The organism is Cupriavidus sp. UGS-1 (assembly GCF_021213615.1).
Lineage (GTDB): Bacteria > Pseudomonadota > Gammaproteobacteria > Burkholderiales > Burkholderiaceae > Cupriavidus.
Genome location: NZ_JAJQJF010000002.1, coordinates 348,513 through 371,455, shown reverse-complemented (window position 1 = coordinate 371,455; position 22,943 = coordinate 348,513). Strand labels below are relative to the sequence as shown.

The following is a 22,943-nucleotide window of genomic DNA, read 5'->3' as shown; positions in this document are numbered from 1 at the left end:
GGGACGCTGCAAGGCGGATGGCCGATCGCCGGATCAGCCGATCGGGCCTTCGATCAGCCGGCCTTGCGCGCGGCCGCGATGGCGGCGCGGACCTGGTCAGGCGCGGTGCCGCCGATATGGTTGCGGGCGGCGACCGAGCCTTCGAGCGTCAGCACGCCGTGCACGTCGTCGCCGATCAGCGCCGCCTTGTCGCCCAGGCCGGTGGCATCGCGCAGCTCGGCCACGGTCAGATCGGCCAGGTCGCACTGGCGCGCGTCGCAGGCGCGCACGGCGTGGGCCACCGCCTCGTGCGCGTCACGGAACGGCAGCCCCTTCTTGACCAGGTAGTCGGCCAGGTCCGTCGCGGTCGCATAGCCCTGCAGCGCGGCGGCGCGCATCGCCTCGGGCTTGACCGTGATGCCCGGCACCATGTCCGCGAAGATGCGCAGCGTGTCGACCACGGTATCGACCGTATCGAACAGCGGCTCCTTGTCTTCCTGGTTGTCCTTGTTGTATGCCAGCGGCTGGCCCTTCATCAGCGTCAGCAGGCCGATCAGGTGGCCGTTGACGCGGCCGGTCTTGCCGCGCGCGAGCTCCGGCACGTCCGGGTTCTTCTTCTGCGGCATGATCGAGCTGCCGGTGCAGAAGCGGTCGGCGATATCGATGAAGCCGACGCGCGGGCTCATCCACAGCACCAGCTCTTCCGAGAAGCGCGACACGTGGGTCATGATCAGCGCCGAGGCGGCGCAGAACTCGATGGCGAAATCCCGGTCGGACACCGCGTCCAGCGAGTTGCGGCAGACGCCGTCGAAGCCCAGCTGCTGCGCAACGAACTCCCGGTCGATCGGGTAGCTGGTGCCGGCCAGCGCGGCGGCGCCCAGCGGCAGCCGGTTGACGCGCTTGCGGGCGTCCTGCATGCGCTCGGCATCGCGCGAGAACATCTCGACGTAGGCCAGCAGGTGGTGGCCGAAGGTCACCGGCTGGGCGACCTGCAAATGGGTGAAGCCCGGCAGGATCGTGTCGGCGTGCTGCTCGGCCAGATCGAGCAGCGCGTTGCGCAGGTCGCCCAGCAGGCCGACGATGTTGTCGATCTCGCTGCGCAGCCACAGGCGGATATCGGTCGCCACCTGGTCGTTGCGCGAGCGCCCGGTATGCAGCCGCTTGCCGGCATCGCCGACCAGTGCGGTCAGCCGCGCCTCGATATTCAGGTGGACGTCTTCCAGGTCCAGCTTCCATTCAAAGTTGCCGGCCTCGATCTCGCCGCGGATCTGCGCCATGCCGCGCTCGATCTCGGCCCGGTCGGCGTCGCTGATGATGCCCTGCCGGGCCAGCATCGCCGCATGCGCCAGCGAGCCCTGGATATCGAACAGCGCGAGGCGCTTGTCGAAGAACACCGAAGCGGTGTAGCGCTTCACCAGGTCGGACATCGGTTCGGAGAAGCGGGCGGACCAGGCTTCGCCTTTCTTGGCAAGTTGGGAGGTCATGGCGGTAGGGAACTGGACAGTGCCCACGCACCGAGGCGTGCCGGGCAACGGAAAGGATAGGAAAAGCGGGAATTATATCGTTGCCGGCCGGCCTGGACTGCCGGAAACAATTCCGGGATAGGTGCGGGGCTACGCTTGAGCGTCGAATTGACCTCCCCAGACGTTCCCGCTCAGCCTCCCGTTATGGCGCTTACCGATCCCGCGTCCCCCTTGCCGCCGTCGCGCCCAGACTATGAAGCGGTCTGTACCGATGTGGTCCGTCTGGTCCAGGCCGCCCGCGAGGGCGCGGCCCGCAGCGTGAACGCCTGGATGACGGCGACCTATTGGTTGATCGGTCGCCGTATTGTCGAGTCAGACCAGGGTGGCAAGCGTCGCGCCGCGTACGGCTCGGGACTACTCAAACGCCTGTCGGAAGAGTTGTCGCGACGCTTCGGTCGCGGCTTCGGCATGGTCAATCTGCAGCAAATGCGCCAGTTCTACCTTGCGTGGCCCCCGAAACAGATTGATCAGACACTGTCTGATCAATTCAAGCGGCAAGGCGGCCCGCGTGAAACAGCCGCCGAACTGAGCGATCTGGCTCGGGCATTTCCTCTGCCATGGTCTGCGTATGTCAGGCTGCTCAGTGTCAGAAGCCAACGCGCCCGCCGCTTTTACGAGAGGGAGGCGTTGCGCTGCGGATGGTCGGTACGTCAGCTGGCGAGGCAGATCAACAGCCAGTTTTATGAGCGAGCGCTCCTTTCACGCAATAAGGCGGGCATGCTCAAAGGCGCGACGGTGGCCGAAACCGATGATCTTGTCACCGCCGAAGAGGCCATCAAGGATCCATTTGTCCTTGAGTTTCTTGGCCTGAAGGACGAGTACTCCGAATCCAAGCTGGAGGAGGCCTTGATTCAGCACCTTGCAGACTTCCTGCTGGAGCTCGGTGACGATTTTGCTTTTATCGGCCGGCAGCGGCGACTCCGGATCGACGACAACTGGTTTCGGGTCGACCTCGTGTTTTTTCACCGCCGGCTGAAGTGTCTGGTGATCATCGACCTGAAGATCGGCAGGTTCGGCTATGCAGATGCAGGGCAAATGCACCTCTATCTCAACTACGCCCGGGAACATTGGATGAAGCCGGGTGAAAACCCGCCCGTTGGCTTGATCCTGTGCGCAGCGAAGGGGGAGGCGGAGGCGCACTATGCGCTCAGTGGCTTGGGGAACACCGTCGTTGCCGCCGAGTATCGGACGGTGTTGCCGGAGGAGCGGCTGTTGGCAGACAAAATGGCACAGACCCAGCGGGAACTCGAGTCGATGCGGCGGCCCGCCTCGACCTCCGGCGAGTTTGACGCGGCAACTCGCGGCTGAGCCGCTCGGCACCGTGTCAGACGGCTCGACAACGTGGCTGGAGGCTGGACGACTGCCTCCAGCCACGTGCCCTCAACCGGTATTGCGCAGCCCCGCCGCAATCCCGTTGATCGTCAGATGGATGCCGCGCCGCACGCGCACGTCGTCGCCGTCCTTGCCGGCCCGGTAGCGCTTGAGCAGTTCGACCTGCAGGTGGTTCAGCGGGTCCAGGTAGGCGAAGCGGTTCTTGATCGAGCGCGCCAGCAGGGGGTTGTCGGCCAGGCGGTCGTGCTTGCCGGTGACCAGTCCCAGCATCTCGCCGGTCAGATGCCACTCGGTGCTGATGCGGTTGAACACGGCCTTGCGCAGCGCCGCGTCGTCGCACAGCTGGGCGTAGCGCGAGGCGACGGCCAGATCGGTCTTGGCCAGCACCATGTCCATGTTGGACAGCAGCGTCGAGAAGAACGGCCACGTCTTGACCATGCGGCGCAGCGTCGCCACCAGCGCCTTGCGGGCCTTGTCGTCGCCGGCCTCATCGAGCAGCGCGCGCACGGCGCTGCCGAAGCCGAACCAGCCTGGCAGCAGCAGGCGGCACTGGCCCCACGAGAAGCCCCACGGAATCGCCCGCAGATCCTCGATGCGGCGGTTCTTCTTGTCCATCAGCTTGCGCGAGGCCGGGCGGGAGCCCAGGTTCAGATCGGCGATCTCGGTGATCGGCGTGGTGGCGAAGAAGTAGTCCTTGAAGCCCGGGGTGTCGTAGACCAGGTCGCGGTAGGCGACGAAGGCGCGGTCCGACAGCTTCTGCATGATGCTCTCGAACGTCGCCAGGTCCTTGGGCGCGTTCTGCGTCGGCAGCAGCGATGCCTCCAGCGTGGCGGCGATCACCGTCTCCAGGTTGCGGCGGCCGATCTCGGCGTTGGCGAACTTGCTGTTGATGATTTCGCCCTGCTCGGTCAGCCGGATCTGCCCGTTCACCGTGCCGGGCGGTTGCGACAGGATGGCCTGGTAGGTCGGGCCGCCGCCGCGTCCCACCGTGCCGCCGCGGCCGTGGAACAGCCGCAGCTTGATCTTGCGTTGCGCGAACAGCTGCACCAGCGCCAGTTCGGCCTTGTACAGCTCCCAGTTCGAGGTCAGGAAGCCGCCGTCCTTGTTCGAATCCGAATAGCCCAGCATCACCTCCTGCTCGCCGCCCTGATTGGCCAGCACCGCGGCGAAGCCGGGCAGATCGAGCAGCGCCTGCATGATGCCGCTGGCGTTGCGCAAGTCCTCGATGGTCTCGAACAGCGGAATCACCATCAGTTCCATGCGCGCCGGATCGTTCTTGCTGCCCAGCGTGCCGCGCAGCATGCCGGTCTCCTTCTGCAGCAGCATGACCTCGACCAGGTCCGACAACGTCTCGGTGTGCGAGATGATGTAGTTGCGCGCGACGCGGGCGCCGTAGCGGGCCCGCAGTTCGCGCGCGGTCGTCAGCACGCGCAGCTCGCTTTGGGTTTGCTCGGAATAGGTATGCCAGGGCAGCGTCAGCAGTCGCGGCTGGCGCAGTTCGGCCAGCAGCAGCTCGAGCTTGCGCTCCTCGGACAGCGCGGCGTAGTCCGCCTCGACGCCGGCTGCGGCGAACAGCTCGGCGATCACGGCCTCGTGCACGTCGGACACCTGGCGCATGTCGATCGACGCCAGATGGAAGCCGAACACGCCGATCGCGCGGTGCAGCGCATCGATGCGGGCGCGCGCCAGCGCCTCGCCGTGGTGCTCGCGCAGCGAGTCGATCACCACCTCGATGTCGGCGGCGAAGGACTCCGCACTGGCGTAGGGCTCGGCGTCGGCGACCGGATGGCGCGGCGCCGCGCGGCCGGTCAGCGCATGGCAGGTCGCGGCCAGCCGCGCGTAGATGCCGATCAGCGCGCGCCGGTACGGTTCGTCGGCGCGGTGCTCGGAGCGGTCGGGTGAGGCGTCGGCCAGCGCCAGCAGCGCGGGGCTGGCCTCGACCATCAGCGTGGACATCGACAGTTCGGCCCCCAGCGCGTGCACCTCGTCCAGATACCACTCGAGGATCAGCAGCGCCTGCTGGCAGGCCGCGTGCTCCAGCGTGTCCGCCGTGACGTTGGGGTTGCCGTCGCGATCGCCGCCGATCCACGAGCCCATCTGGAAGAACGGCGGCAGCGGACCGGGTTCCGTCTTGGCGCGGCGCGAGGCCGGGAATACCGCGGCGATGTCCTCCTCCAGCTCGGTCATCAGCTGCGGGATGCCGCGCAGGAAGGTGGTGCGGTAGTACGACAGCGCGTTCTCGATCTCGTCGACGACCATCAGCCGCGTATTGCGCAGCATCCGCGTCTGCCACAGCGTGGTGACCTTGGCGCGCAGCTGGGCGGTGTTGTGCGCCAGTTCGCGCGCCGTCATCGGCAGGTCGCGCTCGGCCAGCAGACGGGCGATCTCGCGCTCGGCGTCCAGGATGCTCTTGCGCTGGACCTCGGTCGGGTGCGCGGTCAGCACCGGCACGATCAGCGCCTCGTCGAAGAACTTGCGCAGCTGCTTGCCGGTGACGCCGGCGGCGTCGATCGCCTGCAGCGCGCGCGCCATGCTGCCCGGCTGGGGCGGCGAGCCGGCCAGCGCATGGACGCGCCGGCGGCGGTTGTGGTGCTGGTCCTCGGCGATATTGGCCAGGTGCGAGAAGTAGCTGAAGGCGCGCACCACCTGGTTGGTCTGGTCGCGCGACAGCCGCTTGAGCAGCCGGTCCAGCTCGGCCGCGGCGGCGCGGTCGTTCTCGCGGCGAAAACGCACCGCGGTCTGGCGGATCGTCTCGACGATCTGGAAGGCTGCCTCGCCTTCCTGCTCGCGCAGCACGTCGCCGAGCAGGCGACCCAGGAAGCGGATGTCCTCGCGCAGGGGCAGGTCCTTGTCGTTGGCCGCCTTGCGCGCCGGTGCTGCCGGCACCACTTCGAGGTGGGAGGCCGGTTTTGCGGCGGCGCGGCGGGTCGGGCGGGCGGTGGAAAGTGTCGGCTGGGCCGCTTCAACGGTCGGGGGCGAGGGGGCGTCTGTCCCTGGTCCGATCGATCCATTGGCGTCTTCGCGCCCGCCGATTCCGTTTGCGCCGTCGCCGGCGGTTTCCGATCGGCCTCGGACTGCGCGGATCCGGCGGCCGGCCGGGCGCGCTGCTGGCTGCGTCATGCAATCTCCTCTGCGTTTGGTTCTGATGCTGCTGTTGTTTCCGATCGTTCCGATCGCCTTCCAGACCCGGTGTTGCCCTGGCCGCTTTGCCCCGGCTCTTCGGCCTTCGGACGCCACGCCGCCAGCTTCCGGGACGGCGGCCGGACCGGCAGGGGGTGCGTGCTACCATTCGCGGCATGCAAGCTTCCGTCCCTTCCGCATCCTCATCCGCCGCGCCGGGCAGGCTGGTGATCGCGTCACGCGAAAGCCGGCTGGCCATGTGGCAGGCCGAACATGTGCGTGCTGCGTTGCAACAATACTATCCCGCGTGCGATGTGTCCATTCTGGGTATGACTACCCGGGGCGACCAGATTCTGGACCGCAGCCTCTCCAAGGTCGGCGGCAAGGGCCTGTTCGTCAAGGAGCTGGAAGTGGCGATGGCCGAGGGCCGGGCCGACCTGGCGGTGCACTCGCTGAAGGACGTGCCGATGGAGCTGCCCGAGGGGTTCGCGCTGGCCGCCGTGATGGAGCGTGAGGATCCGCGCGACGCGCTGGTGTCGACCCGCTTCGCCTCGCTCGACGAGATGCCTGCCGGCACCGTGGTCGGTACCTCGAGCCTGCGCCGCGAGGCCGCGCTTCGCAGCCGCTATCCGCATCTGGTGGTGCAGCCGCTGCGCGGCAATCTCGATACGCGGCTGGCCAAGCTCGATCGCGGCGACTACGGCGCGATCATCCTCGCCGCGGCCGGCCTGAAGCGCCTGGGCCTGGCCGGTCGTATCCGCGCGCTGCTGGAGCCGGCGACCTCGCTGCCGGCCGCCGGGCAGGGCGCGTTGGGCATCGAGATCCGCTCCGATCGCCCCGAACTGGCCGCCTGGCTGGCGCCACTGAATCATCTTTCCACCGCGCTGGCGGTCGGCGCGGAGCGGGCGGTATCGCGCCGGCTCGGCGGCTCCTGCCAGGTGCCGCTGGCCGCTCACGCGCACTGGGATGGCATCCGCCTGCATCTGGACGCCTTCGTCGCCACGCCGGACGGCGCGCGCAGCGTGCACGCGCAGCGCGCGGTCGAAGTGGCCAGCGCCGCCGATGCGGAAGCGCTGGGCAACGCCGTCGCCGATACGCTGCTGGCCCAGGGCGCCGACGCGCTGCTGGCCGTGGCGCTGCAGAACGACGGCGCGCCGGTGCGCCCCAGCGGCGACTGAGGGGAAACGATGCCCCGCCCGACCGTCGTCGTCACACGACCCGCCGGGCAGTCCCGGCAACTGACCGAGGCGCTGCAGGCCGCGGGTCTGGACGTATTGAGCTTTCCGCTGCTGACGATCGGCCCGGCGGCCGATGACGGCCCGCTGCGCGCGGCGCTGGCGCGGCTGCCGGATTTTGCGCTGGTCGTCTTCGTCAGCCCCAACGCGATCGCCTACGCGCTCGATGCGCTCGCGCTGGCGCAGGGCGGCGTCGCGGTCTGGCCCGAATCGGTGCCCGTTGCGGTGGTCGGACCCGCCAGCGTGGCGGCGCTTGCCGAGCGCGGCATCGCCGCGCCGCGCCATCGCGTGATCTCGCCGGCGGGCGCCGATGGCACCGCCCCCGATATCGATCCCGCCGAAGCCCGCTTCGATTCCGAGGCGCTGTGGGCCCAACTCGACGTGCCTGCACTGGCCGGCCGCGAGGTGCTGATCGTGCGCGGCAACGGCGGCCGCGACTGGCTCGGCGACAAGCTGCGCGAGGCCGGTGCGACCGTGCTGGCGGTCGAGGCCTATCGGCGCACGATACCGGTGCCCGGATCGATGCAATGGCAGGCGGTACGCGACGGCCTGAAGCCGGGCGCGGCACCGCAGGCCTGGCTGCTGACCAGTTCCGAAGCGGTGCGCAACCTCCACCAGCTGGCGCGCGACAACCTGTCGCCGGAAGAAGACGCCGCGCTGCGTGAAGTGCAGTGCATTGTCCCGCATGCGAGAATTGCCGAGCAGGCTGCGGCACTCGGCTTCACACGCGTGCAAATGGCCGCGCCGGGCGACGAGGGCTTGCTGGCGGCTTGCCTGCGCTGGGCCGAGCCGTATTTGAGCGAGTTGAAGGGGGCTTCGGAAACGGCCTCACGAACGGCTTCACAGGCGGCTTCACAGGCGGCTTCACAAACGGCTTCACCGACGGTTCTGCAACCGGTGGAGCCCTCGGTGCCGCCTTCGACATCGAAGCCCGAGCCGGGCCCGACTGCCGCAACCGTTCCCGCGGCTGCTCCAAGTGCGGCCGCTTTGGCCGCGGCTTCGGCAGCGCAATCGCAGGCGCCATCCGCGGCCGCATCGGCTGACCCGGCTGCTCCGGCGGGCTCGCCCGCCGCTCCGCCCCCAATTCCGCCCACTGAATCACCGCAATCCACGTCAACGAAGGTCGATCGCGTGACGCAACAGCAAACCTCCACCGCTTCCTCCTCCGTTCCACCGGCCGGCATGCCGCCCGGTGCGGCGCCTTCCAGCGCCTCGCCCGGCGAGCGGCCGGCTTCGCGCAGCCCAGGCAGCGCGGGCGGCCGCGGCGCGCTGGCCTGGCTGCTGCTGGCCATCTTCGTGCTGGTCGCCGGCGGCGCGTTCTGGTGGCTGCAGCAACGGGTCGACCGGCTGACCGAGGAACTGGCACGCCGCCAGCAGAACAACGACGCGCTGGTGCAGGAATCGCGCGTGCTGACCCGCGAGGCCCAGACTACCGTCAAGGAAATGCAGGCCAAGGTCGGCGCGCTCGAGGCCCAGGTCGGCGAGACCCGCGACAAGCAGGCCACGCTCGAACAGGTCTACCAGGACCTGATGCGCAATCGCGACGACTGGGAGATCGCCGAGATCCAGCAACTGCTGACCAACGCCGGCCAGCAGCTGCAGCTGACCGGCAACGTGCAGGTCGCGCTTTCCGCGTTGCAGAGCGCCGACGTTCGCCTGGCCCGCTCCGACAAGCCCGAATACAACCAGCTGCGCCGGGCGATCGCGCGCGACATCGGCCGTCTGAAGGCGATGCCCGACACCGACCTGACCGGCGCGGCGATCAAGCTGGACGAAGCCATCAACCAGATCGACGCGCTGCCGCTGCTGTCCAGCGAACGGATGCTCGAACGCAGCGAAGGCGCGCCGCGCGGCGCGGCGGCCGCGTCGCAGCCCGGCGCGGCATCGGCCGCTGCCGCGGGCGACGGCGATGGCCTCGGCAACCGCGTGACGCAATGGTTCGCAGGCGTCTGGGCGACCGTGCGCGACGAGCTGATGCGCGTGATCCGCGTGCGCCGCGTCGACGATACCGAGGCGCTGCTGCTGACCGGCGATCAGGGCTGGTTCCTGCGCGAGAACGTCAAGCTGCGGCTGCTGAACGCGCGGCTGGCGCTGCTGTCGCGCAACGAGCAGGTGTTCCGCAACGATCTGGCCGCAGCCCACGGCATGATCGAGCGCTATTTCGATACGAAGAGCCGCCGCGTGCAGGCCGTGCAGACTCTGCTGAAGCAGGCGCAGGCCGGTGCCGTGGCCGTGCAGCTGCCGACCATGTCCGACAGCCTCGGCGCGCTGCGTTCCCTGAAGAAGGAGTAGCGCATGCGACTTCTATTCTGGGTGGCGATCCTGTTTGGCGGCGCCGTCGGGCTGGCGCTGTTCACGCAGTTCAATCAAAGCAATGTGGTGCTGTTCTACCCGCCGTATCGGGTCGAACTGTCGCTGAACCTGGCGCTGGCGCTGCTGTTGCTGCTGTTCTTCATTGCCTGGACCGTGCTGTCGGCGATCCGGCATCTGTCCGAGATGCCTCGGCGCGCCGCCGCCTACCGCGAGCGCAATCGCATGCTGAAGGCGCAGGCCGCGCTGCGCGAGGCGATCGAGAACCTGTTCGCCGGCCGCTTCGCCCGCGCCGAGCGGACCGCGCGCGAGGCCCAGGTCTGGCCCGAGCAGGCGCAGACCGCGGCGCTGATCGGCGCGCGCGCCGCGCATCAGATGCAGGAGGCCGAGCGGCGCGACGGCTGGCTGGCCCAGGTCACCGCGCCCGAGCGTGAGCAGGCCCGGCTGGTATCGCTGGCGGAAATGCTGGTCGACGCCCGCGATGCCGATGGCGCGCTGGAAACGATCGCGCAGCTGCAGGCGCAGGGCGGACGGCAGATCCATGTGCAACGGATCGCGCTGCGCGCGCACCAGCATCTGAAGAACTGGAGCGAGGTGCTGCGGCTCGCGCGTTCGCTGGAGAAACGCAACGCGCTGCATCCGGTGCTGGCGCTGCGCCTGAAGCAGCTGGCCTGCGAGGCGATGCTGGAAGAGCGCCGCCACGACGCCGACGCGTTGCAGGACTTCTGGCGTTCGCTGTCGAACGACGAGCGCCGCGCGGCTCGCATCGCCGAGCCGGCCGCGCGCTATTTCTCGGCGCTGGGCCGTCAGCAAGAAGCCCGCCGGATCGTCGAGGACGCGCTGAAGGTCAACTGGGACAGCCGGCTGGTGCTGCGCTACGCCGACTGCGCCGAGCCGGGCCAGGCGTTGCCGCAGATCCAGCAGGCCGAGAAATGGCTGGCGCAACATCCGAACGATGCCGAGCTGCATTTCACGCTGGGCGTGTTGTGCCTGGGCGAGCAGCTGTGGGGCAAGGCGCAGTCCAACTTCGAACGCGCGCTGAAGTACGCAACCAGCGAGGAACAGCGCCGCCTGCGCATACGGGCGCATCTGGCACTGGCGCGGCTGTTCGAGCAGACCGAACGTCCCGAGGACGCGCAGCGGCACTATCGCGAAAGCGCGTTGCTGGCAGCGTAGGCCCGCTGCTCTACAGGGGGCCTTCTCCCCTCTCCCGCATGCGGGAGAAGGGTTGGGGGAGCGGGCAAGGCGCCCGCTATGCCGATCCCGTCGCTGCCGCGGCCCCCACCTTCACCACCGCATACCGCTGCAGCGTTTCCTGCCGTGCCACGTCATGCTGCACAAGCGGACGCGGATAGTCCTTGCCCAGCGTGATGCCGGCCGCGGCCAGCACCGCCTCTGGCGCGGTCCACGGCGCGTGCAGATACCTGTCCGGCAGATCGGCCAGCTGCGGCAGGTAGTGCCGGATGAAGCGGCCCTCGGGATCGAACTTGCGGGACTGCGTGACGGGATTGAAGATCCGGAACCACGGCTGCGCGTCGCACCCGGTCGATGCGGCCCACTGCCAGCCGCCATTGTTCGCCGCGAAGTCGTAATCGGTGAGCAGGTCCGCGAACAACGCTTCGCCGCGGCGCCAGTCGATGCCCAGATCCTTGACCAGAAAGCTGGCGCTGACCATGCGCAGGCGGTTGTGCATATAGCCGCTCTGGCGCAGCTGAAGCATCGCGGCATCGACCAGCGGATAGCCGGTACGCGCCTCGCACCACGCGCCGAAATACTGCTCGGCGATGGGTCCGGTGCGCCAGCGGATCGCGTCATAGGCGGCGTGGTACGAGCGGCCATCGGCCAGGTCCGGGCGATGGTGCAGCACCATGAAATAGAAGTCGCGCCAGATCAGTTCCGACAACCACGCCGCCGCGCCGCCGGCATCGGCACCGCCTTGCAGCATCGCCGCATGCGCGGCGCGCGCCAGCGTGCGGATCGAGATGGTGCCGAAACGCAGATGCACCGACAGATAACTGGGCCCGCGCACGGCAGGGAAATCGCGCCGGCGCGCATAGTCGCCCAGCCGGTCGAGGAAGGCATCGAACAGGGCATGCGCGCCGGGGCTGCCCGGAACGAGCGGCATCGCCTGCGGCTCGGGCGGCGTGAAGCCCAGCGCCTCCAGCGTGGGCAGCGGACGGTCGTGCGCCGCCGGCAGCGGCGCCAGCGCATGCAGATAGGGCGCGACCGGGTAGGGCCGCAGATCGAAGGGCTGCAGCGCCTTCAGCCAGGCGTTCTTGTATGGCGTGAATACCGAGAAGGGTTTGCCCTGGCCGTTCAGGATCTCGTCGCGCTCGAACACGGCCTGATCCTTGAAGGTGAACCAGATGCGCGCATCGGCGGCCAGCGCGTCGGCCACGGCGCGGTCGCGCTCGATGGCCGCAGGCTCGTAGTCATGGTTGGCGAAGACGGCCTGTACGTCGAGCTCCCGGGCGAGCCGGGGGATCGCCGTACGCGCGGCGGCGTGCAGCACGATCAGGCCGCCGCCTGCCGCCCGCAACGCGGCGTCCAGCGGAGCCAGCGAGGCGAGGATGAAGGCCACGCGGCGATCGCTGGTCAAGCCGCGAGCCAACAAAGGGGCGACGATGTCCCGATCGAATACGAATACGCACCATACCCGGCGCGCATGCTTGAGGGCATAATGCAGCGCCGCGTGGTCGTCCACGCGCAGGTCGCGGCGAAACCAGACCAGTGCGCGGTCGAACGAACGGCCGACGCGGTACGGCTCGCGATGGGGGGATGGGTTCAAACTCGATCTCCGAGAAGGCTGCGCCGCCAGCCGCGCGACCGTTTACCGTAGCATGGCCCCCTGCGCCATTCCCCCCTGCAACGCGCCGCTTTCCCTGATCGCCGATGAGCTCGAAGACCGCCAAACCGCCCAAGACCACGCCGCTGGACCGCATCCTGCAATCGCAGGGCTTCGGCACGCGCCGCTATTGCGGGGATCTGGTGGCGGCCGGCATGGTCGAGGTCGATGGCGAACTGTGCGAGGACCCGCGCGCGGAATTCGTGCTCGAAGGGCTGCGGCTGACCGTCGATGGCGAGGCGTGGGTCTGCCACGAGAAGGCCTACCTGATGCTGCACAAGCCGACGGGATACGAATGCTCGCAGCGGCCGCTGCATCATCCGAGCGTCTACACGCTGTTGCCGGTGCCGCTGCGCGAGCGCGGCGTGCAGGCGGTCGGCCGGCTCGACCAGGACACCACCGGGCTGCTGCTGCTCAGCGACGACGGCCAGTTCATCCACGCGCAGACCTCGCCCAAGCGCAAGGTGCCCAAGGTCTACGAGGTCACGACCGCGGAGCCGGCCACCGAGGCCCAGGCCGCGGCGCTGCGCGAAGGCGTCCAGCTCGAGGACGAACCCGCCCCGATCGCGGCGCTGGCCTGCGAGATCGTCGGCGAACGCGCGCTGCGGCTGACGCTGGCCGAAGGCAAGTATCATCAGGTCAAGCGGATGGTCGCCGCGGCGGGCAACCATGTCGCCGCGCTGCATCGCAGCCGCATCGGCGGACTGGCGCTGGATCCGGCGCTCGCGCCCGGCGAATGGCGCTGGCTGACGCCGGCGGATCTGGCCGAACTGGCGCGCAAGGATTGAGGCGGGGACTGGGCGGCAAGGCTCACCGCGGCCCCGATGCTGCGATGCAACGGCTGTGCGGCGGCGCGCACCATCCCAATCCCCGCGCGGGCCCGGACGAGGGAATCTTTTCCGGAACATTGGCGCTGATTTGATAAAATGCAACGCATGGCGACGTCCGCAGCCCCCATCAATCTGACGAATCAATTCCTGATCGCCATGCCCGGCATGGCGGATCCGACTTTTACCGGCGCCGTCGTCTACATCTGCGAACACAACGAGCGTGGCGCGCTCGGCCTGGTGATCAACCGGCCGATCGACATCGACATGGCCACGTTGTTCGACAAGATCGATCTCAAGCTCGAAATCCAGCCCGTTGCGCAACAACCCGTCTATTTCGGCGGCCCGGTGCAGACCGAGCGCGGCTTCGTGCTGCACGACCCGGTCGGCGTCTATGTGTCGTCGCTGACGGTGCCGGGCGGCCTGGAGATGACTACCTCCAAGGACGTGCTCGAGGCGGTCGCCAACGGCAGCGGTCCGCACCGCTTCCTGCTGACGCTCGGCTACGCCGGCTGGGGCGCGGGCCAACTGGAGGAAGAGCTCAGCCGCAACGGCTGGCTGACCGTGCAGGCCGACCCCGAGATCGTATTCAGCGTTCCGCCCGAGGAGCGCTTCGCCGCCGCCATTCGCCTTTTGGGCATCGACATCACCATGCTCTCCGGCGAGGCGGGGCATGCCTAGCGCGGACGCGGCCACGCCGCTCCACAAGCCGGCGCCGCAAGGCCCGCCAGTGTCCGCCGTGCCCACCGATGGCACCGTATTGGGCTTCGATTACGGCGAGCGCAAGATCGGCGTGGCGCTGGGCAACTTCATCACGCGGGAGGCGCGGCCGCTGACCATCCTGCCGAACATCACCGTCGAAGGGCGCTTCGAGGCCGTCGCCGCGCTGATTGAAGAATGGGCGCCGGTGCATCTTGTCGTTGGACTGCCCCTGACGCCTGACGGCGGCGAACAGCCGGCGACCAAGCTGGCGCGACGCTTCGGCAATCAGCTGAACGGCCGCTTCAATCTGCCGGTGACCTGGGTCGACGAGCGCTATAGCTCCCTGGAGGCCCAGGCGTCCGGCGCCAGGCCCGGGGCGCTCGACCACGAGGCGGCCCGCATCATCCTGCAACAGTATTTCGACCAACTCCCGCTATGATTTCCAACGTCACTCTCGACGCCGAGGCGCTGTACCGCGCGCTGCGTGACCACGTGCAAGGGATGCTGTCCGCGCCCTCGGGCTCCGCTTCGGGCGGTGCGCCCTGGTCGATCGCCGGCATCTATTCGGGTGGCGCGTGGATCGCGGAGCGGCTGGCCGCCGATCTGCAGTTGCCGCATTACGGCGTGATCAACGTGGCCTTCCACCGCGACGATTACGCGAAGAAGGGCCTGCACAGCCAGGCGCAGCCGAGCACGCTGCCGTTTTCGGTGCAGGACAGCCAGGTGCTGCTGATCGACGATGTGCTGGCCACCGGCCGTACCATCCGCGCCGCGGTCAACGAGTTGTTCGACTACGGGCGGCCTGCGCGCGTTGCGCTGGCCACGCTGGTCGATCGCGGCGGCCGCGAGTTGCCGATCGCGGCGGACTTCGTCGGCGAGCGGATCACGCTGCCGCGCGGCACCAACCTGGTGTTGTCGCGCGAAGGCGAGGGCGCCGGCATCCGTTTTTCCTTCGCCACCGAAACGCTGAACGGCAACCACGGTTCCGCCGCGGGCTGAACGGAAAGCAGACCAGCAGGCAGACCAGCAGTAGAACAAGCAGAGCCGCCCGAGCCAACGCAAGCACAGCACCCGCGCACCCGTACCGAGCCAAACCGCACCCGCCCACGCCTCACCCATGACCAAGACGTTCCGCAACCCGCAGCTCACCAGGAACGGCGAGCTCAAGCATCTGCTGTCCATCGAGGGGCTGTCGCGCGACATGATCACGCACATCCTCGACACCGCCAGCCAGTTCGTGTCGCTGTCGGACTCCGACCGCGACGTCAAGAAGGTGCCGCTGCTGCGCGGCAAGAGCGTGTTCAACCTGTTCTTCGAGAACTCGACGCGGACCCGCACCACGTTCGAGATCGCCGCCAAGCGGCTGTCCGCGGACGTGCTGAACCTGAACATCAATGCCTCGTCGACCAGCAAGGGCGAATCGCTGCTCGACACCATCAACAACCTGTCGGCGATGTCGGCCGACATGTTCGTGGTGCGGCATGCCAGCTCGGGCGCGCCCTATCTGATCGCCGAGCATGTCGCGCCGCACGTGCACGTGATCAACGCCGGCGATGGCCGCCATGCGCACCCGACGCAGGGCCTGCTGGACATGTACACGATCCGGCATTACAAGCAGGACTTCACCAAGCTGACCGTCGCGATCGTCGGCGACATCCTGCACTCGCGGGTGGCGCGCTCGGACATCCACGCGCTGACCACGCTGGGCGTGCCCGAGGTGCGTGCGATCGGTCCGCGCACGCTGCTGCCGTCGGGCCTCGAGCAGATGGGCGTGCGCGTCTTCCACAACATGGAAGAGGGGCTCAAGGGCGTCGACGTGATCATCATGCTGCGGCTGCAGAACGAGCGCATGAGCGGCGCGCTGCTGCCGTCGGCGCAGGAATACTTCAAGGCCTTCGGCCTGACGCCCGAACGTCTGGCCCTGGCCAAGCCCGACGCGATCGTGATGCACCCCGGGCCGATGAACCGCGGCGTCGAAATCGATTCGGCCGTGGCCGACGGTCCGCAGTCGGTGATCCTGAACCAGGTCACCTTCGGCATCGCGGTGCGGATGGCGGTGATGGGCATCGTCGCCGGCAACAACGACTGAATGACTGAAGCGCGATCCACCGGGCAATCGTCGGCCTCGTGACGGTCGCCAGGCACCAAAACAAGCCGCAATGGCAAGCGATAGCAAGCGACACGATATGAAGATCCACATCAAGGGTGGCCGCCTGATCGACCCGGCCGGCAATATCGATGCCCAGCAGGACCTGTTCCTGGCCGCCGGCAAGATCGTCGGCATCGGCAACGCGCCGGCCGACTTCCAGGCCAACAAGACCATCGACGCCAGCGGACTGATCGTCTGCCCGGGCCTGGTCGACCTGTCGGCCCGGCTGCGCGAGCCGGGCTACGAATACAAGGCCACGCTCGAATCCGAAGTGGCCGCGGCCACCGCCGGCGGCGTCACCAGCCTGGTGTGCCCGCCCGATACCGACCCGGTGCTCGACGAGCCGGGCCTGGTCGAGATGCTGAAGTACCGCGCCCGCACGCTGAACCAGACCCATGTGTACCCGCTCGGTGCGCTGACGCTGGGCCTGAAGGGCGAGGTGCTGACCGAAATGTCGCAGCTGACCGAAGCCGGCTGCGTCGGCTTCTCGCAGGCCGAGGCGCCGATCCTCAACACCCAGGTGTTGCTGCGCGCGTTGCAGTACGCGCAGACCTTCGGCTTCACGGTCTGGCTGCGGCCCGAAGACCCGTACCTGGGCGGCGGCGTCGCGGCCAGCGGCGCGGTCGCGTCGCGGCTCGGGCTGTCGGGCGTCTCGGTGATCGCGGAGACCGTGCGGCTGCATACGATCTTCGAGCTGATGCGCTCCACCGGCGCGCGCGTCCACCTGTGCCGGCTGTCGTCGTCGGCGGGCCTGGAACTGGTGCGGCAGGCCAAGCGCGAGGGGCTGCCGGTCACCTGCGACGTCAACATCCACCACGTCGCGCTGACCGACATGGACATCGGCTACTTCAATTCGCAGATGCGCTTCTCGCCGCCGCTGCGCAGCGGGCGCGATCGCGACGCCATCGTCGCCGCGCTGGCCGACGGCACCATCGACGCGCTGTGCTCAGACCACACGCCGGTCGACGACGACGAGAAGTTGCTGCCATTCGCCGAAGCCACGCCGGGCGCGACCGGGCTCGAACTGCTGCTGCCGCTGACGCTGCGCTGGGCCGACGAACACAAGGTGCCGCTGGTCAAGGCGCTGGGTCGCATCACCAGCGAGCCGGCACGCGTGATCGGCCTGCCTGCCGGCCGGCTCGCGGTCGGCGGCGCGGCCGACGTCTGCCTGTTCGATCCGAATGCCGTGTGGAAGGTCGAGCGCCGCTCGCTGAAGAGCCAGGGCAAGAACTCGCCGTGGCTCGGCTACGAGATGCGAGGCCGGGTCACGGCCACGCTGGTCGGCGGCCAGCTGGTCTACGAGCTGGCCGGCCAGCCGCGCAACGGCGAGGCGGTGGCCGCCCGCTGACGGCCGCGGGCAGCGCTGTCTTTTCCCGACCAATGCTCCCCTCGCCCGCTTGCGGGAGAGGGGCCGGGGGAGAGGGCGACCGCCACTGGCAAACCATGCCCGCTTGCTCTTGCCACTTCTGCTCCATCCCATGATCGCCCTGCGCAAGCTCGCCCTCTGCCTGCACCTGCTGCGCGGTCTGCTGACCTGCGCGGTCCTGTTCCCTTGGCTCGGCAAGACATCGCGCCAATGGCATATCCGCCGCTGGTCGCGCCGGCTGCTGCGCATCTGCGGCGTCGACATCGAACTGATCGGTCCCGTTCCGGCGACCGGGCGCGGCGCCATGATCGTCGCCAACCATATCTCCTGGCTCGATATCTTCGTGATGCACAGCTGGGAGCCGTCCCGCTTCGTCGCCAAGTCGGAGATCCGCGACTGGCCGCTGATCGGCTGGCTGTGCGAGCAGACCGGCACGCTGTTCATCGAACGCGGCCGCAAGCGCGACGCGCACCGCGTGCTGCACGACATCACCGACTGCATGCTGCAGGGCGATCGCGTCTGCGTGTTCCCGGAAGGCACCACCACTGATGGCACCGACGTGCTGCCGTTCCACGCCAACCTGATGCAGGCGCCAATCTCTGCGGGCCTGCCGGTGCTGCCGGTGGCGCTGCGCTATTGCGACGCCGCCACCGGGGAGCGCACCGTCGCGCCGGCCTATATCGGCGACTTGACGCTGTTGCAGACGCTCGACGCGATCCTGCACTCGCCACCAATCATCGCGCAGATCGCGTTCGGCCAGCCGCTTCAGGCGGACGGCGGCGGGCGCCGTGCGCTGGCCGAGCATGCGCGCGAAGGCGTGGTCGCGTTGTGCCGGCAACTAGAGGGCGAGACGGCGGTGCCCGCCGGCGGACCGTCCGCCACCGCGGCGGAAACCACGGCCACCGGCAATCCGGTCTGATCGTCGGTGCGCCTGCACACCGACATCCCGTCGAGGGGATGACAAAATCAGCCTAAAGGATCACAATATTGCGGGCAATCGACCTGGATGACCTCGCGGTCGGCCGGATCGGGCGCCAAGCGCGCTGCGGTCAGCCGGCCGCCCCAGACGCAGCCGGTATCCAGCGCCATCAGGTCGGGCCGCATCACCAGCCCCAACGTGGACCAGTGGCCGCAGACGATCGTGGTATCGCCGGTGCGGCGTGCCGGCACGTCGAACCAGGGCAGGAAGCCATCGGGCGCCTTGCCCAATCCCTCCTTGGTCTTGAAGTCCATCACCCCGTCGAGGGTACAGAAGCGCAACCGGGTCAGCGCATTGATCACGACGCGATGCCGCTCGATGCCGCGCAGCCCCTCGTGCCAGCGGTTCGCTGCATTACCAAAAACATCCGCGAGAAATGCTTTCCAGTCCGGTCCCTGTAGCTTCCGCTCGACTTCGCCGGCAAGCTCGAGCGTCTGCTCGACGGTCCATTGGGGCAGCACGCCGGCGTGGATCAGCAGGAAGCCGTTCTCATGGAGGGCCAGCGGCCGGTGGCGCAGCCAGTGCAGCAGTTCCTCCCGGTCCGGCGCCTGAAGGATGTCATCGAGCGTGTCAGACGAACCCGGATTGCGTACGCCGGCGGCGACGGCTAATAGATGGATATCGTGGTTGCCCAGCACCGACTCGGCCCGCTTACCCATTGCCCGGACTCTCCGCAAGGTATCCAGCGACGCCGGCCCGCGGTTTACCAGATCCCCGACGAAGCGAAGTGGCGCATCGTCGGGGATTTTGGTGACAAGTTGTTCCAGGGAGGGACAGCAACCTTGCAGGTCGCCGACGGCGTAGGGGTAAGGGGCTGGCACCGAGGAATGGGGCATAGAGGTAAAAAAGAGAGCCGGAGGCGGCTTTTTGTCGATTGTAAAGAGGGGGGGCGTGAGCCGTTACAACAGGCTACAAAAAGATGACTGGCCCGGGTAATCCCGGGGGGGCGCTCGGATAGAATACCGCCACTTCTGAGAACACTGATGATCCTGCCGTCCCCCAAACGGATCAAGGCGGGCGCCGGGCTATTGTCCCGTTTTCGAAACATATCGATAGTTAGGGAGAAAGGGGTTTGCCGCACATCCTCGTGACAGGGGGCGCCGGTTTCATTGGCGCCAATTTCGTCTTGAACTGGCTTGGCAATGCCGACGCCGACAGCGTCGTCAATGTCGACAAGCTCACGTACGCCGGCAACCTGAAGACGCTTGCCTCGCTCGAGGGCAATCCACGTCACATTTTCTCGCGCACCGACATCTGCGATCGCGCCGCGCTGGACCGGCTGCTGGCCGAGTACCAGCCCCGCGCAGTCCTGCACTTCGCCGCCGAAAGCCACGTCGACCGCTCGATCCACGGCCCCGGCGAGTTCATCCAGACCAATATCGTCGGCACCTTCACCCTGCTCGAAGCCGTGCGCGCCTACTGGAGCGGCCTCGACGACGCTCGCAAGGGCGCCTTCCGCTTCCTGCACGTGTCGACCGACGAGGTGTTCGGCTCGCTCGGACCGAACGATCCGCCGTTCTCGGAGACGACGGCCTACGCGCCCAACAGCCCGTATTCGGCTTCGAAGGCAGGCTCCGACCATCTGGTCCGCGCCTACCACCACACCTACGGGCTGCCGGTCCTGACGACCAACTGCTCGAACAACTACGGGCCGTATCACTTCCCCGAAAAGCTGATCCCGCTGATGATCGCCAACGCGCTTGGCGGCAAGCCGCTGCCTGTCTACGGCGATGGCCTGAACGTACGCGACTGGCTGTATGTAGGCGACCACTGCGCCGCGATCCGCGAGGTGCTCGCGCGCGGCCGGCTCGGCGAAACGTACAACGTCGGCGGCTGGAACGAGAAGACCAACCTGGACGTGGTCCACACGCTGTGCGACCTGCTGGACGAACTGAAGCCAAAGGCCTCGGGCTCCTACCGGGACCAGATCACCTTCGTCAAGGACCGCCCTGGCCACGACCGGCGCTATGCGATCGACGCCCGCAAGCTAGAGCGCGAACTTGGCTGGAAGCCGGCGGAGACTTTCGAGACCGGGCTGCGCAAGACGGTGCAGTGGTATCTGGACAATCAGGCCTGGGTGCAGGACGTGATGTCCGGGGAATATCGGAATTGGGTGGCGAAGCAGTATGCGGCGTGAAAGCTCCCGTGTCCCGACCCTTCTCGTCACTGGAAGCAATGGCCAGGTTGGTTTCGAGCTGCGCCGCAGCCTGGCACCGCTAGGCCGCGTCGTCGCGCTGGACCGCAATGCCTGCGATCTGGCCGACCCGGAGCAGCTTCGTCGCGTCGTGCGGGAGGTCCGCCCGGACATCGTCGTCAATCCCGCCGCCTACACCGCGGTAGACAAGGCCGAGAGCGAGCCTGAGCTGGCTCACGCCATCAATGGCGTGGCCCCCGGCGTACTCGCCGAGGAGGTGCGGGAGCTCGGCGGCCTGCTGGTCCATTACTCGACCGATTACGTGTTCGACGGCCGCAAGACGAGCCCGTATGTCGAGACCGATCCGGTCGACCCCCAATCGGTCTACGGCAAGAGCAAGCTCGCAGGCGAGCAGGCCATCGCGGCAGCCGGTGCCGATGCACTGGTGCTGCGCACCTGCTGGGTGGCCGGCGCGCACGGTGCCAATTTCGCCAAGACGATGCTGCGGCTCGCGTCGGAGCGCGACGCGCTGCGTGTCATTGCCGACCAGTTCGGCGCTCCGACCACTGCGTCGCTGATCGCCGACGTGACGGCCCAGATTGTCGCGCGCCATTGGTTGCACGGCGATCGCGCGGGCTTCGCTGGAGGCGTCTATCACCTCGCCGCCGCGGGCGAAACGAGTTGGCATGGCTATGCGACGGCGGTGCTGCGCCACGCGGAAACCAAGGGCATTGCGCTGAAGGTCGGGTCCGACCGGGTGGCGGCGATCGCGTCCACCGAGTATCCGCTGCCGGCGCCAAGGCCGGCGAATTCGCGCCTGGACACCAGCAAGTTGCGCGATACGTTCGGCATTCATTTTCCGGACTGGCAGCAGGGCATCGCCCACCTGCTGGACCAGATCCTTTCCTGAGTGGTTCGCCATGCGCAAGGGCATCATCCTGGCCGGGGGCTCCGGCACTCGCCTTTATCCCATCACCCGCTCGGTGTCGAAGCAACTGCTGCCTGTCTACGACAAGCCGATGATCTACTATCCCCTGTCGACGCTCATGTTGGCGGGGATTCGTGACATCCTCGTTATATCAACGCCGGAAGATACGCCGCGCTTCGCGGAAATGCTTGGCGATGGCAGCAAATGGGGACTGAATCTGCAATACGCGGTCCAGCCATCGCCAGATGGGCTGGCCCAGGCGTTCCTGATCGGCCGCGATTTCATCGGCAATGATCCTTCGACCCTGATCCTGGGGGACAACATCTTCCACGGCCATGACCTGGTCAGCCAGCTGACGCGAGCGTGCGCGAAGGAAGACGGCGCGACGGTGTTCGCCTATCACGTGCACGATCCCGAACGCTACGGCGTGGTCGAGTTCGACGAGAACTTCCGGGCGATGTCGCTGGAGGAAAAGCCGCTGAAGCCGCGCTCGAACTATGCGGTGACGGGACTCTATTTCTACGACAACCAGGTCTGCGATATCGCGGCCGAGATCAAGCCGTCCGCACGTGGCGAACTCGAGATCACCGACGTCAACAAGCGTTACCTCGCGATGGCGCAACTCGAGGTCGAGATCATGGGCCGCGGCTACGCCTGGCTGGACACCGGCACGCACGATTCGCTGCTGGAGGCTGCCAGCTTCATCGCGACGCTGCAGAGCCGGCAGGGATTGATGGTCGCGTGTCCCGAGGAAATTGCGTTCCGCAATAAATGGATCTCCGCCGATCAGGTTGCCGAACTGGCGCGCCCTCTGTCGAAGAACGGCTATGGCGCCTACCTGATGCAGATCCTGTCGGAGGCCATCAAATGAGCCTGAACGTCATTCGCACCGAAATCCCGGAGGTGTTGATCCTCGAGCCCAAGGTCTTTGGCGATCAACGCGGGTTTTTCTTCGAAAGCTTCAACGCCAGGCAGTTCGCCGAGGCGACGGGCTTGAACCGGGTCTTCGTGCAGGACAACCATTCGCGTTCGGCGCGTGGCGTGCTGCGCGGTCTTCACTATCAGATCCAGCATCCCCAGGGCAAGCTCGTCCGCGTGGTCGCGGGCGAGGTGTTCGATGTGGCGGTGGATATCCGCAAGGGTTCCCCCACCTTCGGCAAGGCGGTCGGCGTCACGCTCTCGGCGGAGAACAAGCGCCAGTTATGGGTGCCCGAAGGCTTTGCGCATGGATTCCTCGTGACGTCCGACCATGCCGAGTTCCTGTACAAGACTACCGATTATTGGTATCCCGAATACGAGCGTAGCTTGTTGTGGAGCGACCCGGCCCTGGGCATCGACTGGCCGACCGACGGGAACCCCATGCTGGCCGCGAAGGACGCCGCCGGCAAGCCGCTCGCCGAAGCGGACCTGTTCTCGATGGACGATCCATCGCTGCAGGTGCAGGGGCGCGGCTGACCCGATGCCGGATTCCGACGGGAGTGTGCCTTGCGGCCCAGATCCAACGTCGACATTTG

The 22,943-nt window shown here is 67.6% G+C and carries 19 protein-coding genes; 15 read left to right on the top strand and 4 right to left on the bottom strand.

Features of this window, described 5'->3' with window-relative positions; translation table 11 throughout:
* Positions 1 to 53 precede the first annotated feature (53 nt).
* The gene (gene argH / locus LRR16_RS04235) at positions 54 to 1,463 is read right to left on the bottom strand and encodes an argininosuccinate lyase (RefSeq protein WP_232204884.1); all 1,410 of its coding nucleotides are present in this window, start codon (positions 1,461 to 1,463) and stop codon (positions 54 to 56) included.
* A 183-nt stretch (positions 1,464 to 1,646) separates the two neighbouring features.
* Between argH and LRR16_RS04230 the strand changes: the two genes are divergently transcribed.
* Entirely contained in the window at positions 1,647 to 2,810 is a 1,164-nt protein-coding gene (locus LRR16_RS04230) for a YhcG family protein (RefSeq protein WP_232204883.1), read from the top strand.
* Positions 2,811 to 2,882: 72 nt separating this feature from the next.
* On the opposite strand, the gene ppc is transcribed toward LRR16_RS04230, so the two are convergent.
* Entirely contained in the window at positions 2,883 to 5,954 is a 3,072-nt protein-coding gene (gene ppc, locus LRR16_RS04225; RefSeq protein ID WP_232204882.1) for a phosphoenolpyruvate carboxylase, read from the bottom strand.
* Positions 5,955 to 6,130: 176 nt separating this feature from the next.
* On the opposite strand from ppc, the gene hemC reads away from it, so the two are divergent.
* The 3 genes from hemC to LRR16_RS04210 are packed head-to-tail and all read left to right on the top strand — an operon-like array spanning position 6,131 to position 10,675.
* The gene (hemC, locus tag LRR16_RS04220; RefSeq protein WP_232204881.1) at positions 6,131 to 7,132 is read left to right on the top strand and encodes a hydroxymethylbilane synthase; all 1,002 of its coding nucleotides are present in this window, start codon (positions 6,131 to 6,133) and stop codon (positions 7,130 to 7,132) included.
* A 9-nt stretch (positions 7,133 to 7,141) separates the two neighbouring features.
* Positions 7,142 to 9,481 carry a fused uroporphyrinogen-III synthase HemD/membrane protein HemX gene (hemDX, locus tag LRR16_RS04215; protein WP_232204880.1) on the top strand — a complete coding sequence of 780 codons (2,340 nt, stop codon included), beginning with the start codon at positions 7,142 to 7,144 and terminating at the stop codon, positions 9,479 to 9,481.
* Between the two features lie 3 nt (positions 9,482 to 9,484).
* Positions 9,485 to 10,675, top strand: a complete 1,191-nt coding sequence (locus LRR16_RS04210) for a heme biosynthesis protein HemY (protein WP_232204879.1) — start codon at positions 9,485 to 9,487, stop codon at positions 10,673 to 10,675.
* A gap of 76 nt (positions 10,676 to 10,751) precedes the next feature.
* Here the strand turns inward: LRR16_RS04210 and LRR16_RS04205 are convergent, their stop codons facing one another.
* Positions 10,752 to 12,287: a deoxyribodipyrimidine photo-lyase gene (locus LRR16_RS04205; RefSeq protein WP_232204878.1), complete on the bottom strand. Its 1,536-nt coding sequence runs from the start codon at positions 12,285 to 12,287 to the stop codon at positions 10,752 to 10,754.
* A 104-nt stretch (positions 12,288 to 12,391) separates the two neighbouring features.
* On the opposite strand from LRR16_RS04205, the gene LRR16_RS04200 reads away from it, so the two are divergent.
* The 7 genes from LRR16_RS04200 to LRR16_RS04170 all read left to right on the top strand — a co-directional run bounded on the left by LRR16_RS04200 (position 12,392) and on the right by LRR16_RS04170 (position 18,307).
* On the top strand, positions 12,392 to 13,132 hold the full coding sequence (locus tag LRR16_RS04200) for a 16S rRNA pseudouridine(516) synthase (RefSeq protein WP_006575893.1): 741 nt from the start codon (positions 12,392 to 12,394) through the stop codon (positions 13,130 to 13,132).
* A 147-nt stretch (positions 13,133 to 13,279) separates the two neighbouring features.
* Positions 13,280 to 13,852 carry a YqgE/AlgH family protein gene (locus LRR16_RS04195; protein WP_006575892.1) on the top strand — a complete coding sequence of 191 codons (573 nt, stop codon included), beginning with the start codon at positions 13,280 to 13,282 and terminating at the stop codon, positions 13,850 to 13,852.
* Complete coding sequence (ruvX, locus tag LRR16_RS04190; protein WP_232204877.1) at positions 13,845 to 14,312, top strand: Holliday junction resolvase RuvX; 468 nt, start codon at positions 13,845 to 13,847, stop codon at positions 14,310 to 14,312. The genes LRR16_RS04195 and ruvX overlap by 8 nt, the downstream gene beginning before the upstream one ends.
* On the top strand, positions 14,309 to 14,872 hold the full coding sequence (pyrR, locus tag LRR16_RS04185) for a bifunctional pyr operon transcriptional regulator/uracil phosphoribosyltransferase PyrR (protein ID WP_232204876.1): 564 nt from the start codon (positions 14,309 to 14,311) through the stop codon (positions 14,870 to 14,872). The genes ruvX and pyrR overlap by 4 nt, the downstream gene beginning before the upstream one ends.
* Before the next feature lie 118 nt (positions 14,873 to 14,990).
* Entirely contained in the window at positions 14,991 to 15,962 is a 972-nt protein-coding gene (locus LRR16_RS04180; RefSeq protein ID WP_006575889.1) for an aspartate carbamoyltransferase catalytic subunit, read from the top strand.
* Positions 15,963 to 16,059: 97 nt separating this feature from the next.
* Positions 16,060 to 17,370, top strand: coding sequence for a dihydroorotase (locus LRR16_RS04175; protein WP_232204875.1), 1,311 nt, complete (start codon positions 16,060 to 16,062; stop codon positions 17,368 to 17,370).
* Positions 17,371 to 17,500: 130 nt separating this feature from the next.
* A complete protein-coding gene (locus tag LRR16_RS04170; RefSeq protein ID WP_232204874.1) occupies positions 17,501 to 18,307 on the top strand; it encodes a 1-acyl-sn-glycerol-3-phosphate acyltransferase in 807 nt (268 codons plus the stop codon).
* Positions 18,308 to 18,354: 47 nt separating this feature from the next.
* On the opposite strand, the gene LRR16_RS04165 is transcribed toward LRR16_RS04170, so the two are convergent.
* Positions 18,355 to 19,203 carry a symmetrical bis(5'-nucleosyl)-tetraphosphatase gene (locus LRR16_RS04165; RefSeq protein WP_232204873.1) on the bottom strand — a complete coding sequence of 283 codons (849 nt, stop codon included), beginning with the start codon at positions 19,201 to 19,203 and terminating at the stop codon, positions 18,355 to 18,357.
* 236 nt (positions 19,204 to 19,439) lie between these two features.
* Here LRR16_RS04165 and rfbB point away from each other — a divergent pair, with 236 nt between their 5' ends.
* Genes rfbB through rfbC form a run of 4 tightly spaced genes read left to right on the top strand, consistent with a single transcriptional unit; the run spans position 19,440 to position 22,884 of the window.
* The gene (rfbB, locus tag LRR16_RS04160) at positions 19,440 to 20,504 is read left to right on the top strand and encodes a dTDP-glucose 4,6-dehydratase (RefSeq protein ID WP_232204872.1); all 1,065 of its coding nucleotides are present in this window, start codon (positions 19,440 to 19,442) and stop codon (positions 20,502 to 20,504) included.
* Positions 20,494 to 21,411 carry a dTDP-4-dehydrorhamnose reductase gene (gene rfbD / locus LRR16_RS04155; protein WP_232204871.1) on the top strand — a complete coding sequence of 306 codons (918 nt, stop codon included), beginning with the start codon at positions 20,494 to 20,496 and terminating at the stop codon, positions 21,409 to 21,411. The genes rfbB and rfbD overlap by 11 nt, the downstream gene beginning before the upstream one ends.
* A 10-nt stretch (positions 21,412 to 21,421) precedes the next feature.
* Entirely contained in the window at positions 21,422 to 22,300 is an 879-nt protein-coding gene (rfbA, locus tag LRR16_RS04150) for a glucose-1-phosphate thymidylyltransferase RfbA (protein WP_023264931.1), read from the top strand.
* Positions 22,297 to 22,884 (top strand): dTDP-4-dehydrorhamnose 3,5-epimerase, encoded by a 588-nt coding sequence (gene rfbC / locus LRR16_RS04145; RefSeq protein ID WP_232204870.1) that lies wholly within the window; start codon positions 22,297 to 22,299, stop codon positions 22,882 to 22,884. The genes rfbA and rfbC overlap by 4 nt, the downstream gene beginning before the upstream one ends.
* The last annotated feature ends 59 nt before the right edge of the window (positions 22,885 to 22,943 follow it).